Below are 16,778 nucleotides of genomic sequence, written 5' to 3' on the forward strand. Positions count from 1 at the left end.
TTAAGGTATATCCAAGCCTTAGAGGATGGTTATTTTTTATCAAGACATTAGCTATCCAGTTGTTTATTTTGTAGACTGAATGATTTTGTTACAAAGCTTTAATAACATATTTATACGTGCTTAAATTTTATCGTGTAACATATATAAATAGAGTATAAGATTAGGAGTTTAAATATCACTATGAAAAAAGCACTTATTACTACAACTGTTTGCATCTTGATAGGAATAAGCATTGCTATTCTACAGCAAACAAAAGAAATAAATTATATAAAAGCTAAGAATCGATCAGATCATGTCATAACAATTGCCCATAGAGGGGCATCTGCATATGCTCCAGAACATACAATATCAGCCTATAAATTAGGTCAACAATTCAAAGGTGATTATATAGAAATAGATCTTCAAATGACAAAGGATGGACACTTAATTGCTATGCATGATAATACATTAAATCGAACAACAAACGGATCAGGACTTGTTAAAGATCATACATTAGAAGAAATAAAAAGACTTGATGCTGGTAGCTTCTTTAATAAAAAACATCCCAAGCTATCAAAAGAAGAATTTAAGGACGTAAAAGTACCAACGCTTGAAGAGATTATTGAAACGTTTGGCCATGATGCTCGTTATTATATTGAAATAAAATCACCAGAGGACTATCTAGGAATGGAAGAAAAGCTTTTAGAAATACTGAATCGATACCAACTAAGTGATCCCGCTATTGTAAAGGAGAAAATAATCATCCAATCATTTAGCACAGAAAGTTTAAAAAAGATTCATAGTCTAAATTCTAGCATTCCGCTGGTGCAATTATTAACACACAAAAAAGCAGTCAGACTAACCAATGAAGACTTAAAGGCGTATAAAACTTATTGTGTAGGCTTGGGCATGAACTATACATATATGAATGCTACCGATGTTCCAAAAATACAAAAACAAGGCTTAGAAGTTCACCCATTTACAGTAGATAAAGAGGAAGATATGAAAAAAATGATTGAATGGGGTGTAGATGGGATGTTTACGAATTATCCGGATCGTTTACAGCATGTAATTTTATCATTATCCATTAGTAATGAAATAGATTAACCTAAGTTACAAAAATATAATATAATTAGCAATGGGGTTAAGCCTCTTATTCATTTCTTATAAGGAGAGTGCTTATTATGATTATTAAGTTCATTCGTTTCCGTTAATTTCAGGTACATTTCTATTCGTTCATTTTTCTAAAGGGAATTTTGGGCTGTCTTGATGTACCTTTTTTCAAATGACCAAATTCGAATGAAATGAGGAATGAATTATGAAAGAAAAGATAAATAAAATTAATGGAATTGATATATGCACAGAGAGTTTTGGAAATCCTAATCACCCAGCGACTTTACTGATTATGGGAGCAATGTGTTCGATGGTTTACTGGGATGGAGAGTTCTGTAAACGATTAGCAGATACAGGGCGATACGTTATTCGATATGATCATCGAGATGTTGGACGTTCCGTTACCTACGAGCCAGGAAGTTCTCATTATACTGTGATAGACATGGCGGATGATGCTGTTGGAGTACTCGATGCATACGATATTAATCATGCACATATTGTAGGAATGTCTTTGGGAGGTATGATTGCTCAAATTATCGCAGTAAGGCATCCTCAAAGAGTCCTAACAATGACATTGATTGCATCAAGTATTTATGGGTCTGATGAAAACAATCGGAATTTACCTCCAATGGATGAAAAAATTCTTGCTTATCATGCCAATGGAAGTAAATTGGATTGGACAGATAACGAATCTGTTGTGAATTATTTGGTTAGAGGATCAGCATTACTCTGTGGACCAAAGCATAAATTTGATGAGCAAAGAGTTACGAAGCAGGTAACAAAAGAAATAAAACGAGCAAACAATCTACTCAGCATGTTTAATCATGCACTGCTTAAAGGTGATGATTACTATGAGGGGAAATTAAAAAAAATAAATATATCTACTTTAGTTATTCACGGCACCGAAGATACCGCACTTCCGTATGAGCATGGCTTAGCTCTAGCGAATGAAATTCCTAATGCGTCGTTACTACCACTAGAGGGAACGGGGCATGAAATTCATTTTGATGATTGGGATAATATAATTAACGCTATTTCGAAACATACTTCAAGAGTGTAGGGAATTACACAGTCAAAATAGACGATTTAAGAAGTTTTCTGCTCCTTAGATCGTCTATTTTTTATTGACACTTCGTTTCAACTATTCACGAATAATAAATTGTATTTTATCTAAATGGCTTTTTTCTTTGGACTAAAATGATTGAGTAGTAATAAAAAAATCGCTGAATCCAGTTATCGAAGCAGAATATTTACTGCATGATTAATAGAGCTTTTTACTTGTTTGTATGCTTTTTATATTTTTTTATAACCATTATTGTAAGTGGGGTACCAATCAATGTTGGTAAAAACCAAAACGATAGTGTAGGAAGTAAATTTAATATCGGTATAGAATTCCCTATGTTCACTAGAAGAGCCGTTACAGCACCTATATATGAACCTAGCATACCTCTAATATGATGATGAATCCAATTTTTCCAGCGTCTTTTTCTTGCAAGATAGCCATAAATAGCAAATGAATAAGAAAAAAGTGCGACATAAAACAAATAAGCAATCTCATTCCAATGTAAAATAGACAATATAATTGCAGTGATGAATATTACAACGTAAGATGCATGATAAACTTCACCCCATTCTGTATGAGTTCCTTTTCTCTTTTTTGCAGACATTGCGACAGCTCCTGAAATTAAACATATGATCCCAAATAGAATATGAATTATTAAAAGTATAGGAAAAATATCCAATATACTTCCTCCTTTGCCATTTTAATATTTTTGGTTTGTTAAAGAAGAGATGAAATACATCTTTGATTCAATTTAATATATTGAAATTAAGGTGTTTGTAGAACATCTTCTAGCAATAATAATTTTCATCATATTTTGTTTGCTGATATAAAATGTACATTGTAAATTAAGAAACTACTTCATATTTGAAAAGATATTATAGTTCTAAAAAAGGTGTAAAATAGAAACTGCTTTTGCAAAAGTTCTAGGTCTTGATAAGGAGGAATATAATAATGGCTGAAAAAACAAGAATAATAGAAATTATGCCTTATAATCCGGAATGGAAAACGGAGTTCAAGAAAATTAAAATGATGATTGAAAGTTATATCGGAGATTTAATTTTAAGGATTGAGCATGTAGGGAGTACTTCCATTGAAGGGTTAGCAGCGAAACCAATTATTGATATTGATGTAGTTATAGAAAGTTACGATCTATTACCTGACATTATAGAACGATTAGAAAAAGAAGGTTATCACCATCAAGGAGATCTAGGTGTTGAAGGACGTGAAGCTTTTCAAAGAAATAATGAAGATAATTTTATGAAATACCACCTCTATGTCTGCCCGAAGGATGGGAAAGGCTATTTAGAACATGTCGCTTTACGGGATTATTTATCAGCAAATGAGGGTGCACGGAAAGAATATGAAGAACTGAAATATCAATTAGCTGAGAACTATCGATATAATATTGATGGTTATTGTGAAGCTAAAACTGATTTTGTAAAAGGGATTTTGAATAAGACGCTTTATATAGACTAAAAAGAAAAAGTGGGAATTACTACTTGTAATAGAAGAACAAATAGAATCTAATTAAATTGGAAATTTCAAAAATATTTTCATCTTTCTTATATACCAATATGGTTAAACAATTATAAGTTAACTCAAAGATTTGATTTGGACAGTTTATGAAAAGGTAGAGAAGAATGTATCAGGAAGTTGTCAACACCTAACATATGAATGTATGAGTACCCGCTTGAAAGTCCTCTTCCTTAAATGAAGAGGACTTTTCTATGGTTCTATTAATTCCCTAACAATTTGACTTATCTGATAGATTCCTTGCGTAAGATCTTGGACAGGTACATAGCCATACGATAAACGAATATGTTGATCAAATTCCTCTTCATAAATACGCCCTGGGTTAAGAAGAATCCCTTTAGATAATGCTTTTGAAAATAGTTTTTTCATTGAAATTTTAGGTTGTATCTTTAACCATATAAACAATCCTCCGCTAGGGGTATTCCATGTTGCGATGTCTTTACAATACAGGTCCAGCGCTTGTATCATGATTTTTCTTCGTTCTTTCAGCTGCAATCTCACGGACGCTACATGTTTTTGATATAAACCACTAGACAACCATTCAGCAGCAACTCTTTGTGATAATGAACTAGATCCATAATCTGTTTGCATTTTTAATGTCTGATAATCTTTCAATCACAGGTTCTGGACCAATTACCCATCCAATTCTTAATCCAGGACTAAGTGTTTTCGATAAGCTACCGACATACAATACGTGCCCATTTTGATCCATTGCCTTTAATGGTACAATCCATAATTCACGATAAATATCATCTTCAATAATAGGAAGTTGTTCTTTTTCACAAACATTCATAAGTTCTTTCCGTCGACTTTCCAACATTAAGACACCTGTTGGATTGTGAAAACAAGGGATAGAATATAAAATGTTTTTCGTTTTATTATATTTACTTCGTCTAGACAAATCGCTTGGTACGATACCACTCTCATCCATCGATATTCCAGAAAGATGTATATCTGCTGATTGAAATACATGAAGCGAATATAAATATGAAGGTTTTTCAAGTAGAACTGTGGATTTCCTATGCAAAAGACCAACTGATATTAACTGTAGTGCTTGCAATGCTCCGGAAACGATTAGTATAGAAGACGGAGATGTATGAATACCGAATGATTTCACATAATCACTTATTGTCTGGCGTCAAGGGAAAAGTCCTTTTGGTTCTTCATATCCGAAAGTATCTAGTTCCTTAGACACATTATGTATAACTAATTTCATTGTTTCTAACGGAAAAATATCAGAAGAAAGTTCACCTTTACTAAGTTGAATAAAGTCTTTGTTTGATTCGATTTCATTAATTTCTTGAACAATTAATTTACTTGGTTTATGTACTCCTGTTTTTACATACTCGTTCCAATTAGGTGGAGGATTCGTTGCTAATAATGACCATGTATTATTCATTACAATTGTTCCCATACCCATTTGTCCTCTAAGTAAACCGTCTGCTGTTAGTTCTTCTAACGCTATAATTACTGTACTTCGATTCTTTTAGAGAGGAAATGATAGCGAATCGTTGAATATATAGGAAGTGTATTCGAACTATTAAAATCCGATAAAGAAACAATTATGAAAGAAAGATATTTTTTAAATAGGATAATTTGTTATTCAAAAAGGAGTCCATACGATGAATATCCAATTAAAAATAATAACAAGAGATAACTGGGAAGAAGCACTGAAATTACAAGTATCGAAGAAACAAACTACATTTGTACCACCAGTAGCAGTATCACTTGCGAAAGTATATATTAAGCCGGATGGTGAAAATGTCGAATACATTCCATTAGCCATATATGATGACGATAGTATGATTGGATTCATTATGCATGCATTCGAACCAAATACATCGGACATGTATTGGATTAACGGATTTATGATTGATGAGCATCATCAAGGAAAAGGATATGGTAAAACTGCTTTAGCTGAAATGATTAAATGGATTACAAATGAATTTACGGAATGTAAGGAGATTCGATTAACTGTACATAAAGAGAATATTATTGCAAAGAGGTTATACGAAGGTTATGGATTTAAAAAACTTGATTATGTTTATGACGAAGAGCAAGTATATCGTTTATATGTCTAACTTTTATTTAGAAAAGGTTGTGATCTAGCGCATGGAATTTAATGAAGTAAAAATCGAAATATTTATCCCAGAAGAATATATTGAAACTCTACGAGATGAATTAAATAACATTCACGCTTGTAAGGTCGGAAATTACGATAACTGTCTATCTTACAGCACAGTTAAAGGGTACTGGAGACCTTTAGATAATGCAACACCTTTTGATGGAGAAATCGGTCAAATATGTGAAGGGCAAGAATGTAAAGTCGAGTCGAAATAAGGTGTAAACAAGACATTGTAAAAGACACACTTACCATAATTAATCGAATTCACCCTTACGAAACACCCATGATTTATATCATGCCACTACTAAATGAATATTTTGGACAAGTTTAATATTCTCGGAGGATATCACTTTCAAAAAACATGAAGTTAGTATTGTAATTTCATTTGTTAAAGATTACTTAAAGGTGTATTCAAAATCTATTCACGATAGGTCTAGAAAAACAAAAAATAATAATAAAGACTTAATGAGAATACATGCTATGTTACTACAAAAGGAGGGGAATCTTAATTGAAAACAAAATTTCATCATATTGTAAGAGGGATAATTATAAAAGATAAAAAGCTTTTAATAGCAAACTACAAAGGGCATCACTCTTTTCTACCAGGTGGTCATGTTGAGTTAGGAGAATCTGCAGAATGCGCATTAATTCGCGAACTTAGAGAAGAACTGGACATCAATTGTGAAGTTAAGCGCTTTTTAGGAGTGATTGAAAACCAGTGGCAAGATAGTGAAATACTTCATTATGAAATTAATCATGTTTTCGAAGTTGATAGTAACGACTTACATAGTGATATAGAACCAATTTCTAAAGAGTCTCACCTGGATTTTAGTTGGATTATTCCTAATAATGAAAATCTAATCGCATATAAAATAATGCCTGAACCTTCAGTCCGAGGATTAATAGAAAAGGTGCAAAAAGAGGAATTATCAAGTTGTTGGCTTAGCAATTTATAAAATAACATGCAAGAGTACTACGTTGTAAAAAAACATGATATAAGTACCCTTTCTCGAAAAACTAATATACTCTTAGTTCATCTTTTTAAAAATTTAATATCTGTGTTTTTTTATGACTAAAAGATATCACGCAAAAAACTACCACGCTTAAGCTATAGAACTAGAAAATGATGACATAAAGCTAAATGTTATTGTTTAAATTCATATTTTATAATTTCCATTTATAAAAATGAGCCCATAGTAAAAACAACCTAAAAATAGGCATATGAACAAGGTGCATCATCTAGTGATAGGTCATATTTTGTTGGTGTACGTATTGAACTTAGTTTATAGCGCTATTTCTACTTAGATTTAACGAACAGAAATATAGGAAAGCATCGATGGGGTTTTAATTTATAAACGGAGGTCATGAAAATGAATGAGTTTCAACAAGAACTACAAGCGTTAAGCCTTAATGATTATCAGTCTGGAAATGTTGTGTATTGGGACCAGCAAAACCAATATCCATATTACTATATTGAAGATGATGCTCGTCGCTGTGGCGGTTGTGGCCGTTGCGGTGGATTTCGTTGCGGTGGATTTCGTTGTGGTGGATTCCGTTGTTTTGGTTGCTTCGGTTGCTTTAGTTGTTTTGGTTGTGGTGGTTGCGGTGGTTGCTCTAATTGTTTTGACGGTTTTAATGGTGCTACCTGGTGGATCATTTAAATTCGTGACATAAATAAAGATATTTTTGAAAGAAAAGTGTATATACAAGTATGAACTGTAGAGACACTTTTCTTTCATTTTGTGAATTTAACAAATAAAAGGGCATCTTCTATTTTCGTCGAAATTAATATTTGATATAGCATTTCATATAGAGGTGAATGGTACATTGGATACATATCAAAAAATAGTTTCATGGGTAGAAGAAATAAAGGCACGGAATAAGAGATTCGTCTAATTGTACACAAAAAGAACACTCGGGCAAAAAGGTTATATGAAAGCTATCGTTTTGTAAATCTTGGTCATGTTTATGATAGAGAAGAAGTATACCGTTTACTTGTTTAACTTTAATTAAGAAAATGGATAAAGAGGAGAAACCTAATTGAAAACGAAATTTCATCATATTGTAAGAGGAATCATTATAAAAGATAACAAACTTTTAATAGCAAATTATAAAGGGCATCATTCTTTTCTACCAGGTGGTCATGTGGAATTAGGAGAACCTGCAGAATGCGCATTAATTCGTGAACTGAAAGAAGAAATAGGTATAGATTGTGAAGTTAAGCGCTTTTTAGGAGTGATTGAAAACGAGTGGCAAGATAGTGAGACTCTTCATTATGAAATAAATCATGTTTTCGAAGTCTATAGTAAAGACTTGCATAGTGATATAACACCGATTTCGAAAGAGTCTCACTTAGATTTTCATTGGATCATCCCTAACAATGAAAATCTAATTACATATAAAATAATGCCAGAACCCTCTGTACAAAGGTTAATAGAAAAAGTACAAAAAGAAGATTTATCAAATTGTTGGATTAGTAATTTATAAAGTATTGCTGAAGGGTATTGGGTACTTAAGTGTTAATAATACTGCATAGTACCCAACTAACTCTTAATAACTATTAAAGAAAGTCATCATCCCCATCAAATGAAATAATTGATTCACTTTTATTGTACAAAAGAAGTAAACCTCAGATTGTGCTCCTACAAAGAATATAAGATTCTCTCCTATATTTACAAATGAGAAATTTATATAATTCCATATTTGTAAAATTTCTTTTATCATCTCGTTTATAAAAACGAATCCAACATACAAGCTATCTAAAAATAGGCAACCGAACAAGGTACGTCACCCAGTGAAACCTCATATTTTGTTGTTGTACGTATTGAAATTGGTTTCTAATTTCTATATTTATTGCTGTTTATTATGCCGATTAAACAAGTGATACATATAGAAAAGCACCGATGAATTATGCTAGACAGAAACTTTAATTTATAAACGGAGGTCATAAACATGAATGAATTTCAACAAGAACTGCAATCATTGAATCTAAATGATTATCACCCTGGAAATGTTGTGTACTGGGATAATCAAAATCAATATCCATATTATTATGCACAAGAAGATGCTCGTCGCTGCGGCGGCTGTGGACGTTGCGGCGGTTGCGGCGGACGTTGTGGTGGTTGCGGCGGACGTTGTTTCGGCTGTTTCGGCTGTGCAGGGTGCGGCGGCTGCGGCGGGGGATGCTTTAGCTGCTGGAGCTGGTGGTTCATTTAACTTTGTAACATAAATGAAGTTATTGTATGAAAGAAAGGTGTATGTACATGTTCAGAGTGTAGAGACACTTTTCTTTCATTTTGTGAATTAAACAAATAAAAGGACATCTTCTATTTTCATCGAAATTAATATTTGATATAGCATTTCATACAGAGGTGGGTGAGACATTGCATACATACCAAAAATTAGTTTCATGGGTAGAAGATATAAAAGAACGGAATCATAGCTCTGCAGCAGCACTTTTTATTATGAAAGATAATGAAGTGGTACTTGAACATTATAGTGGAAATCATTCTAATACTGAAAACAGTGCTACTATAACAGCGTCTTCACAATTTAATGTTGCTTCCGCTAGAAAGAGTTACTTAGGTTTAGCGGTTGCTTATGCACTATATGAAGGGAAGATAAAGCATCTTGATGATTATGCAGCAAATTATTTTAAAGATTATGATGAGAATTTGCTTAGTAAGACAACCTTAAGACATTTAGTAACGCATTCACATGGTTTAAATGAAAAAGAAGACGGAACAATTTATCGAGAATTTGAACCTGGACAAGGGTGGGCATATCGAGATATTAACGTACGTATGATGACCCATCTTATTTATCAACTATATGATAAAAGTTTTCCTACGTTATTAAAAGAACGTATCTTTATACCTGCAGGTTTTAAAGAAACAGGATGGAGAAAAAAGTATCATGAGAATTTGGTAAAGGTAATAGTAAATCCTCATGAAGAAGCAATATGCAGTACTGGAATATTAGATGATGGAACGGAAAAAAACCTTTTTGTTTCTGCTAGAGAATTCGCCTATTGGGGAAATTTACATTTAAATGAAGGATACATAAATGGAAAACAAATCGTACCGAAAGAGGTTATTAAAATTGCAACAAGTCTTCAAAGCCCAGAATACGAAAACACGGACTTACCACAAAACGGATGCTTCTGGTTTGTTCAAAACACACCCGCTATACAAAGCGAGCTTGGGGAAAGGGTACCTAAAGGCTCGTATCAAATATTAGGCATTACAGGACCCACCATTTTAGTCATTCCCAAGTATAATGTTGTCGTTGCCAAAATGTATAATAAAAGATATAACTATGGAGGAGACAACTATCTGTATTATTTACGAGAATTTAGCAATTTAGTCGCTGATACATTCGCGAAATCATCTTTTACATACCTGTAAAAATATTTGAATTGGGGTATAACTACTTTTATAAAGAAAAGGAGTGAACCCTTATGAAAAAACAAACGAATAAAAGTAAAAAACAAAACATCAACGACACAAGTGTTGAGCAGAACGCTATATATAGCGATCCAAAAGATGCTGCAAATATGCAAACTGTTCCACAACCAAAAGATTATGAGGAAATCGAATATTAATTTTTGTTTTTTATAAGACTTTTTTATGAAAGAAAAATACATCTTAAGCCCCATAAAAATAAAGACATCATTTGGTACTATAATGTATATAAGCATTTGAAAATGTCTTATCTTAACACAGCTTTTTTACAATAAACCCGTATATAATCTAATCGACAAAAAGGCACTTCTTAACGAAGTGTCTTTTTGTTTATTTTGTACAATGACTCCAATTTAATTTCCAGTTTTAAATTAGTATCTTGTATTTCATCACGGATATACTAAATTGTGATAAAACATGTCATGATAAGAAAGGGACAGTTCGCATGAAACAAGCATCTGTAAATCCATGGCTGATTGTCCTAGGCACAATCATTGTGCAAATTGGTCTTGGAACGATTTATACATGGAGTTTGTTTAATCAACCGTTAGTAAGTAAATTCGGTTGGGAACTTCATACTGTAGCGATAACTTTCTCAATTACCAGCTTTTCTTTATCATTTTCAACTTTATTTGCAGGTAAATTACAACGAAAGATGGGGCTTCGTAAACTTATCGCAACCGCAGGAATTGTTCTTGGAGTTGGATTAATACTTAGCTCACAAGTTTCCTCATTACCACTTCTTTATTTACTAGCTGGTGTCGTAGTAGGTTATGCAGATGGTACAGCCTATATCACATCATTATCAAATTTAATTAAATGGTTTCCAAATCGTAAAGGTCTCATTTCTGGTATATCAGTCTCAGCATACGGAATGGGGAGCTTAATTTTTAAATACGTAAATGGAAAGTTAATTGATACAGTTGGTGTATCGGAAGCTTTTTTATATTGGGGCATAATTGTTTTGATTGTAATACTTGCGGGATCTTTCTTCTTACGTGAAGCTGCTACGAATGAAACAGTATCTGAAACTTTAAGTAATGATTATTCAACGAAAGAAATGTTACGCACAAAACAAGTTTATTTATTGTTTTTTATGTTATTTACATCATGTATGAGTGGCCTCTATTTAATCGGTATGGTAAAAGATATCGGAGTTCAACTCGTAGGACTTAGTGTAGCAACCGCAGCTAATGCCGTTGCAATGATTGCGGTTTTTAATACTGTTGGCCGAATTGTTCTTGGGACATTATCAGATAAAATAGGTCGATTAAAAATTGTTTCAGCAACTTTTATTGTAATCGGCTTATCTGTTTTTACACTGAGTTTGATGAATTTAAACTACGCTATTTATTTTACTTGTGTTGCAAGTGTCGCATTTTGTTTTGGAGGAAATATTACCATATTTCCAGCAATTGTGGGTGATTTCTTCGGTTTGAAAAATCATAGTACAAATTATGGAATTGTATATCAAGGTTTTGGTTTTGGTGCACTCGCAGGTTCATTTATCGGAGCGCTATTAGGTGGATTTCAACCAACTTTTATTACAATCGGTATACTATGTATTATATCCTTTATTATCTCCATTTTAATTCGACCACCAAGCAAGGAGAAAAAGAAAGAAACACAAAAGTTATATCGAAAAATAGCTTAACATTTTGCATATGTTCTGTATAGAAAAGAGCCCTAAATGAACATTAGGGCTCTTTTGAGAAGGAATTAAATTTTTTATTTCCAGTTATTTTATAAATAATGTAGTTCACACCAAAGTACGTTACACCAAATAATAACAAAAACAATGGAAATAAAATAAGAGCTAGTAAACAACCTCCAATATCCCCATTAAAATTCACATCTGCATTTGAAAAATTCCAGTCCTTAACTTTGCTGATAATATGCCCTAGAATATAGGACAACACAAAACAGATTACAAAAGCGAAAACAAGATGAACTGTAAATTCCCGATTCGATACTTTATCAAATATGTAATAACAAGATCCCCAAAACGCGCCAAAAAGCACTAAAACAAACAATACTTTAAAAAACTTCTTAATATTGATCCAGCATTGAAATACAATTTGCTTAAATGTTTTTCGATTACGTTTTTTCTTTCTAAGTCTTTTCTTTTTATGCGGTTTCATTTCATCCATTCACAATCTTTGTTTTTTCTTACTATTATATCTTTAAATAAAAACAAAAGATATCCTTAATATTCCATATAATAATATTTTAAATTTACTAGCAAGGAGATACATCGCTTTATAGAGAACTGTATACTAGAGATCTACTAAGGAGGTTCCTATGAAAAAAGTAACTGTAACGTACGTACTACTTTACGATGAGTTTCAAGAAAAAGTATTAATGGTTAAAAATACAGGTTCAAATGCTTCTTATTTTACTTTACCGGGTGGTGCAGTCGAGTTTGATGAAACGTTAGAAGAAGCAGCAATTCGCGAAGTAAAAGAAGAGACAGGATTAGATATAGAGGTAGATGGGATTTTTTCAATAAGTGAAGCATTTTTTGAAGAAAGAGGTCACCATGCTATTTTCATTAACTTTATTGGGAAAATTACAGGTGGAGAAATACATATATCACGACCAGAAGAGATTGAGGAAGTTACGTGGATGGAACTACAAATTGCAGAAACATATTTACGACTTCCCGAACATTTAAAAAATCTATTGCAAAGAAAAGAAACTGTACCATATATTTTTAATGGGACAATTATTCACAAATAATAAAGCTAATATTTTAAGTTGAAACAAATATGAGAAGAAAGATACTTAATAACCAAGAATATCCCATTGAAAATAAATTAGAGTAATTGATTCAAAACATGAATGGAAAAAGGTTTATTAAAATACAAATCGTTACCTTTTTAATTATTATGCACAGAAATAATAGGGGCTTAGGAGAAATAACTATGCAAATATATAACAAAATACTTTCAAGCGAAAAACTTGAGGAACTTATACTGAATGAAAGCGGAGAAATACTAGAAAATTTGAATAACAAAGAAATGTTTATTAGTAGTTTTATTGATTATTATACAAAAGAATACGGGAATTCGAAATGTCATTACGTTGAACTATTTGATATTGACAGTCCAGACTATATTAAATTTGAATTAATAGATAAAAAAGTGTTTGTTACTGCTTCTTTGTTTGCGGGATTATCTATATGGTTGGATAAAAAAGCGTTAGGAAAAGTCACAGCTACTATAGAGGGGGGTTATTCGTTCATATTGATTGATACAGACGGCAACATTATTACCTTAGATGAAAAGTTACATTTACATGAGAGTTCTTTTGCTATTATAAACTTTAAAGTAGAGAAATTAAAAAGTATCGATCAATATTTTGATGACTATACGATTATATAAGTAATGGTTGCCTTATATTAAAATTAGAAACTATGTTTTATTAAAAGAAATGATGAGATACTCATGTTAAACAAAGAATACGCCCCTGCTAAAGGATTATGGAACGGAGTAGGCGGAAAAATAGAGAGCGGAGAAACGCCATTAGAAAGCGCAATTTGTGAAATAAAAGAAGAAACAGATATCGATATCAAAAGAAATCAAATCCAGTTCAAAGGTATCATAACATGGGAAATGGATCATACATATTCAGGTGGCATGTATGCGTATGTAGTAGATGTGCCTAATGACTTTTACTACGAAACTCCTAAAAAGACAGCCGAAGGGATTTTAGACTGGAAAGGCGTGTCATGGATACTTAGTAAGTATAATTATGGGGTAGGGGCGATGATACCTCACTTTCTACCTAAAATGATCAATGAACATCATATATTAGAACATAGATGTGTCATTATAAATCATACATTAGTAGAATATGAATGCAAAGAATTTAACAGGTTAGACAACCTACCTCTAAATAACCTAGTGAAAAAATAGGATAACATCAGTTTTTTAATTTAGTAAAAGGCCCGTACGAAAGAAGAACTCCATGTTTTGAAAAAACGCTTAAACTGCTTCATTTTAGTTGAGTGTAGAACGTATTTTGAGATGTTTGTAAAAAGTACACTATTAGTTATTGTATAAAGATAGTGCAATTTAACAAGGAAGGGATTACATATGTACAAAATTGTATTTTTTGATGTTGATGGCACCCTATTAAGCGAAGTGGATAGAAGTATACCGTTAAGCACAAAAGAAGCACTTGAGAAATTAATCGAGAGAGGATTAAAAGTTGTAGTTACAACAGGAAGACCGTACAATTTGTGCGAAGAGTTTAAGACTATGGGCATTGATACGTTTATTTCTGCTAATGGTGCGCTTATAACATGTAACGAGAAGGTTATACATAAATCAGTACTATCAATAGAAACAGTTCAAGATGTTTCTGCTTTTGCTGAGTTGAACGGACACGGTGTTTCTTATTTTACCAAGCTATTTACGATGAACGGCATGGGTTCCGATGATGAGCGGGTCATGGGGGCATTAAAAGAAACTTTGAACCTTACACAATATCCCGAAAAAATGAAATCCCTATCAGACGAAATTTACTGTATATGTTTGTATGCGGACGACAGTGAAGCGCAAAAATTTCTAGATAGATTTTCAAAACTTAGATTCGAGCGTTTTCATGGCTACGTAATGAATGTACTTGAAGAAACGGAAGTATCCAAATCAGCTGCGATTAAAAAAGTATTGGAGCATCTCAACTTTTGCAAATCCGAAGCCATTGCTTTCGGTGACGGCGGAAATGATATCGACATGTTGGAGTATGTGGGTTTGGGAATTGCCATGGGAAATGGAGAAGATACGTTAAAACAAAAAGCAGACTTCGTTACCAAAAGAGCAAGCGAAGGAGGAATATCTTACGCGTTAAAGAAATTTGGTGTCATTTAAACTAGAGTAACATTACAAATTTGTAATATTTATGTCACCTTCTCCAATAGCACTTAAAAACATCCCACTCATATACTTAAGATAGATTTACAAAAAAGGAGTGTGGGAAAATGCACGGAGTAATTGGGGAAGTCGTAGTTGGTCTATGTGAATTCGTTTTTGAGATTTTCGCTTACGGGAAGACAGATGAAGAGAAAAAAGAATAATTCCATTTGATTTGTATGATACATAAGATTCTTAGACACCTATATAAGGTGTCTTTTCTTGTTCATTTTAAGCAGAATACATTTAAACTAATAATTTCATAAAATAAGTTTTAGATAAAATAAAAAGTGTATAATTTACATACGATAGTTAAAATAGTTATGCGTGTTTGCTATACATGAATGATTTGTTTAACATCCTAAGACATAAAAGGAGGGAGAAGAGCTTTATAGAAAATCACTATATCCTTCATAAAGAAGATTGGTTAAAGAAAAATATATCTCCTAGTGACCATATAAAATAAAAAGCGCACCATCCATTTTCTTGGTGCGCTTTTTATTTTATTTAATCTGAGAAGGTGTAATATGCTCTAACCATAGAATACCATCATATTGTTGGTTAGGAATCATGATTTCTTTCTTTTGTCCCCAATGCAGTCCGATAATTGGCATATACATCCAAGAGGTTTCAGGACGATTTTCTTCACCTTTTAAATGCGGATGTTGCGCAGATTTCAAAATTTCTTCAATACTATTAGCTGCATGTTTTTCATTTACAGGAAAAGGGCCAATGTTATTCGAACCTAAACTGCTCCCGCTATACGCATATAATCCCACAGAATACATTTGATCTTTCAAGTATTTTGGCATAACATCCATCATATTTGGAAATGGAATTGGATAAGGATCTGTTTTTAACATTTTAGCGTTCTGTTTTCGTATATGATAATTATGTCCCCACACAATCATTTTTTTGTTTTTATACTGCAGTTCACTTAACCACGCTAAATTTTGTCCCATTTGTTTGTCATGTGAGTAATATGAAAAATCCGAAAAAACTGGCTGAGGGGGGATGCTTAATTCTTCTTTTACTTGATTTGGAATATACGTTTTAAGGGTATCAATTCGAATCTTGATTAACTTTTCTAGCAAATTCACATCATATGATGCTTTAGGCGCTACTTGTTTTAAATCATTCGAATGCTGTTGGATAAATTCTTTTACTTTTTCATATTTACGTAAAAGAGAGGACTGCATTGTTTAAAATTCTTTATAAGTAGAAACGGAACGGTATTTCACAATTTCTTCTTCTGCTTCTACAAGTTGTTTTCCTATTTCCGGATTTAATTTTCCAATCCATTCATTTGCAGGAGTTGCAAATGTTGCAGTAGAAGCATTCCACGGTATTTGTATGTCAAACCCTGTTAAAATAAGGGGCGTTCCTTTTTCCTTTTGTTCTTTTATGTATTGAAATAATTCTTCTACATCTTTTGTGAACCAATTGCCAAAAATAGATTTTTTCATGGTTTGCTCAGCAGTTAAATCATCTAAGTTTTGATATACGGAATTCGCTGCCGCAAATCCTGATTCAAACGCAAGTACATCATAACCCATTTCTTCATGTAAATACTTAATCATTTAAAC

General features: G+C 32.5%; 19 protein-coding genes and 2 pseudogenes. 16 read left to right on the forward strand and 5 right to left on the reverse strand.

Annotated elements, in window-relative coordinates; translation table 11 throughout:
- Positions 1-180 precede the first annotated feature (180 nt).
- Both ORL93_RS03710 and mle read left to right on the forward strand, forming a co-directional pair.
- Positions 181-1,086 (forward strand): glycerophosphodiester phosphodiesterase, encoded by a 906-nt coding sequence (locus ORL93_RS03710; RefSeq protein WP_098161634.1) that lies wholly within the window; start codon positions 181-183, stop codon positions 1,084-1,086.
- Positions 1,087-1,297: 211 nt separating this feature from the next.
- Entirely contained in the window at positions 1,298-2,152 is an 855-nt protein-coding gene (gene mle / locus ORL93_RS03715; protein ID WP_098161635.1) for an alpha/beta fold macrolide esterase, read from the forward strand.
- A 214-nt stretch (positions 2,153-2,366) separates the two neighbouring features.
- On the opposite strand, the gene ORL93_RS03720 is transcribed toward mle, so the two are convergent.
- Entirely contained in the window at positions 2,367-2,834 is a 468-nt protein-coding gene (locus ORL93_RS03720) for a DUF2306 domain-containing protein (RefSeq protein ID WP_018765964.1), read from the reverse strand.
- Positions 2,835-3,106: 272 nt separating this feature from the next.
- On the opposite strand from ORL93_RS03720, the gene ORL93_RS03725 reads away from it, so the two are divergent.
- Complete coding sequence (locus tag ORL93_RS03725; RefSeq protein WP_098161636.1) at positions 3,107-3,631, forward strand: GrpB family protein; 525 nt, start codon at positions 3,107-3,109, stop codon at positions 3,629-3,631.
- A gap of 249 nt (positions 3,632-3,880) precedes the next feature.
- Here ORL93_RS03725 and ORL93_RS03730 read toward each other — a convergent pair.
- A pseudogene (locus ORL93_RS03730) lies at positions 3,881-5,171 on the reverse strand (aminotransferase-like domain-containing protein); the annotation flags it as partial.
- A 139-nt stretch (positions 5,172-5,310) separates the two neighbouring features.
- Here ORL93_RS03730 and ORL93_RS03735 point away from each other — a divergent pair.
- From ORL93_RS03735 to ORL93_RS03780, 9 genes and pseudogenes are all read left to right on the forward strand, one after another.
- Positions 5,311-5,769, forward strand: a complete 459-nt coding sequence (locus ORL93_RS03735; RefSeq protein WP_003207254.1) for a GNAT family N-acetyltransferase — start codon at positions 5,311-5,313, stop codon at positions 5,767-5,769.
- 31 nt (positions 5,770-5,800) lie between these two features.
- A pseudogene (locus ORL93_RS03740) lies at positions 5,801-6,144 on the forward strand (cytochrome C biogenesis protein).
- A 178-nt stretch (positions 6,145-6,322) separates the two neighbouring features.
- Positions 6,323-6,769 (forward strand): NUDIX domain-containing protein, encoded by a 447-nt coding sequence (locus tag ORL93_RS03745; RefSeq protein ID WP_003197936.1) that lies wholly within the window; start codon positions 6,323-6,325, stop codon positions 6,767-6,769.
- Between the two features lie 414 nt (positions 6,770-7,183).
- Positions 7,184-7,474 carry a heterocycloanthracin/sonorensin family bacteriocin gene (locus tag ORL93_RS03750; RefSeq protein WP_265958731.1) on the forward strand — a complete coding sequence of 97 codons (291 nt, stop codon included), beginning with the start codon at positions 7,184-7,186 and terminating at the stop codon, positions 7,472-7,474.
- A gap of 379 nt (positions 7,475-7,853) precedes the next feature.
- Positions 7,854-8,300, forward strand: coding sequence for an NUDIX domain-containing protein (locus tag ORL93_RS03760; protein ID WP_003207257.1), 447 nt, complete (start codon positions 7,854-7,856; stop codon positions 8,298-8,300).
- 465 nt (positions 8,301-8,765) lie between these two features.
- Entirely contained in the window at positions 8,766-9,029 is a 264-nt protein-coding gene (locus tag ORL93_RS03765; protein WP_003207258.1) for a heterocycloanthracin/sonorensin family bacteriocin, read from the forward strand.
- 167 nt (positions 9,030-9,196) lie between these two features.
- Positions 9,197-10,219 (forward strand): serine hydrolase domain-containing protein, encoded by a 1,023-nt coding sequence (locus tag ORL93_RS03770; protein ID WP_265958624.1) that lies wholly within the window; start codon positions 9,197-9,199, stop codon positions 10,217-10,219.
- Between the two features lie 53 nt (positions 10,220-10,272).
- Entirely contained in the window at positions 10,273-10,416 is a 144-nt protein-coding gene (locus ORL93_RS03775) for a hypothetical protein (protein WP_003197930.1), read from the forward strand.
- Between the two features lie 305 nt (positions 10,417-10,721).
- Positions 10,722-11,930, forward strand: coding sequence for an L-lactate MFS transporter (locus tag ORL93_RS03780; RefSeq protein ID WP_265958625.1), 1,209 nt, complete (start codon positions 10,722-10,724; stop codon positions 11,928-11,930).
- 43 nt (positions 11,931-11,973) lie between these two features.
- Here the strand turns inward: ORL93_RS03780 and ORL93_RS03785 are convergent, their stop codons facing one another.
- Positions 11,974-12,426 carry a hypothetical protein gene (locus ORL93_RS03785; protein WP_003197926.1) on the reverse strand — a complete coding sequence of 151 codons (453 nt, stop codon included), beginning with the start codon at positions 12,424-12,426 and terminating at the stop codon, positions 11,974-11,976.
- A 151-nt stretch (positions 12,427-12,577) separates the two neighbouring features.
- Here ORL93_RS03785 and ORL93_RS03790 point away from each other — a divergent pair, with 151 nt between their 5' ends.
- The 4 genes from ORL93_RS03790 (at position 12,578) to ORL93_RS03805 (ending at position 15,150) form a co-directional block, all read left to right on the forward strand.
- The gene (locus ORL93_RS03790; protein WP_006094969.1) at positions 12,578-13,015 is read left to right on the forward strand and encodes an NUDIX hydrolase; all 438 of its coding nucleotides are present in this window, start codon (positions 12,578-12,580) and stop codon (positions 13,013-13,015) included.
- Positions 13,016-13,101: 86 nt separating this feature from the next.
- Positions 13,102-13,659, forward strand: coding sequence for a hypothetical protein (locus tag ORL93_RS03795; RefSeq protein ID WP_265958626.1), 558 nt, complete (start codon positions 13,102-13,104; stop codon positions 13,657-13,659).
- A 39-nt stretch (positions 13,660-13,698) separates the two neighbouring features.
- Positions 13,699-14,193: an NUDIX hydrolase gene (locus ORL93_RS03800; RefSeq protein ID WP_265958732.1), complete on the forward strand. Its 495-nt coding sequence runs from the start codon at positions 13,699-13,701 to the stop codon at positions 14,191-14,193.
- A 180-nt stretch (positions 14,194-14,373) separates the two neighbouring features.
- Entirely contained in the window at positions 14,374-15,150 is a 777-nt protein-coding gene (locus ORL93_RS03805; RefSeq protein ID WP_265958627.1) for a Cof-type HAD-IIB family hydrolase, read from the forward strand.
- A gap of 545 nt (positions 15,151-15,695) precedes the next feature.
- On the opposite strand, the gene ORL93_RS03810 is transcribed toward ORL93_RS03805, so the two are convergent.
- Complete coding sequence (locus ORL93_RS03810) at positions 15,696-16,391, reverse strand: erythromycin esterase family protein (RefSeq protein ID WP_265958628.1); 696 nt, start codon at positions 16,389-16,391, stop codon at positions 15,696-15,698.
- Positions 16,392-16,394: 3 nt separating this feature from the next.
- Positions 16,395-16,772: an erythromycin esterase family protein gene (locus tag ORL93_RS03815; RefSeq protein WP_265958629.1), complete on the reverse strand. Its 378-nt coding sequence runs from the start codon at positions 16,770-16,772 to the stop codon at positions 16,395-16,397.
- Between the last annotated feature and the right edge of the window lie 6 nt (positions 16,773-16,778).

The organism is Bacillus sp. DHT2 (assembly GCF_026241455.1).
GTDB lineage: Bacteria > Bacillota > Bacilli > Bacillales > Bacillaceae_G > Bacillus_A > Bacillus_A pseudomycoides.

Excerpts from the sequence above, each read along its gene's own strand:
- ORL93_RS03710 (WP_098161634.1), top strand. The coding sequence starts at position 181 with ATGAAAAAAGCACTTATTACTACAACTGTTTGCATCTTGATAGGAATA.
- mle (WP_098161635.1), top strand. The coding sequence starts at position 1,298 with ATGAAAGAAAAGATAAATAAAATTAATGGAATTGATATATGCACAGAG.
- ORL93_RS03725 (WP_098161636.1), top strand. The coding sequence starts at position 3,107 with ATGGCTGAAAAAACAAGAATAATAGAAATTATGCCTTATAATCCGGAA.
- ORL93_RS03735 (WP_003207254.1), top strand. The coding sequence starts at position 5,311 with ATGAATATCCAATTAAAAATAATAACAAGAGATAACTGGGAAGAAGCA.
- ORL93_RS03750 (WP_265958731.1), top strand. The coding sequence starts at position 7,184 with ATGAATGAGTTTCAACAAGAACTACAAGCGTTAAGCCTTAATGATTAT.
- ORL93_RS03765 (WP_003207258.1), top strand. The coding sequence starts at position 8,766 with ATGAATGAATTTCAACAAGAACTGCAATCATTGAATCTAAATGATTAT.
- ORL93_RS03775 (WP_003197930.1), top strand. The coding sequence starts at position 10,273 with ATGAAAAAACAAACGAATAAAAGTAAAAAACAAAACATCAACGACACA.
- ORL93_RS03780 (WP_265958625.1), top strand. The coding sequence starts at position 10,722 with ATGAAACAAGCATCTGTAAATCCATGGCTGATTGTCCTAGGCACAATC.
- ORL93_RS03785 (WP_003197926.1), bottom strand. The coding sequence starts at position 12,426 with ATGGATGAAATGAAACCGCATAAAAAGAAAAGACTTAGAAAGAAAAAA.
- ORL93_RS03790 (WP_006094969.1), top strand. The coding sequence starts at position 12,578 with ATGAAAAAAGTAACTGTAACGTACGTACTACTTTACGATGAGTTTCAA.
- ORL93_RS03805 (WP_265958627.1), top strand. The coding sequence starts at position 14,374 with ATGTACAAAATTGTATTTTTTGATGTTGATGGCACCCTATTAAGCGAA.
- ORL93_RS03810 (WP_265958628.1), bottom strand. The coding sequence starts at position 16,391 with ATGCAGTCCTCTCTTTTACGTAAATATGAAAAAGTAAAAGAATTTATC.
- ORL93_RS03815 (WP_265958629.1), bottom strand. The coding sequence starts at position 16,772 with ATGATTAAGTATTTACATGAAGAAATGGGTTATGATGTACTTGCGTTT.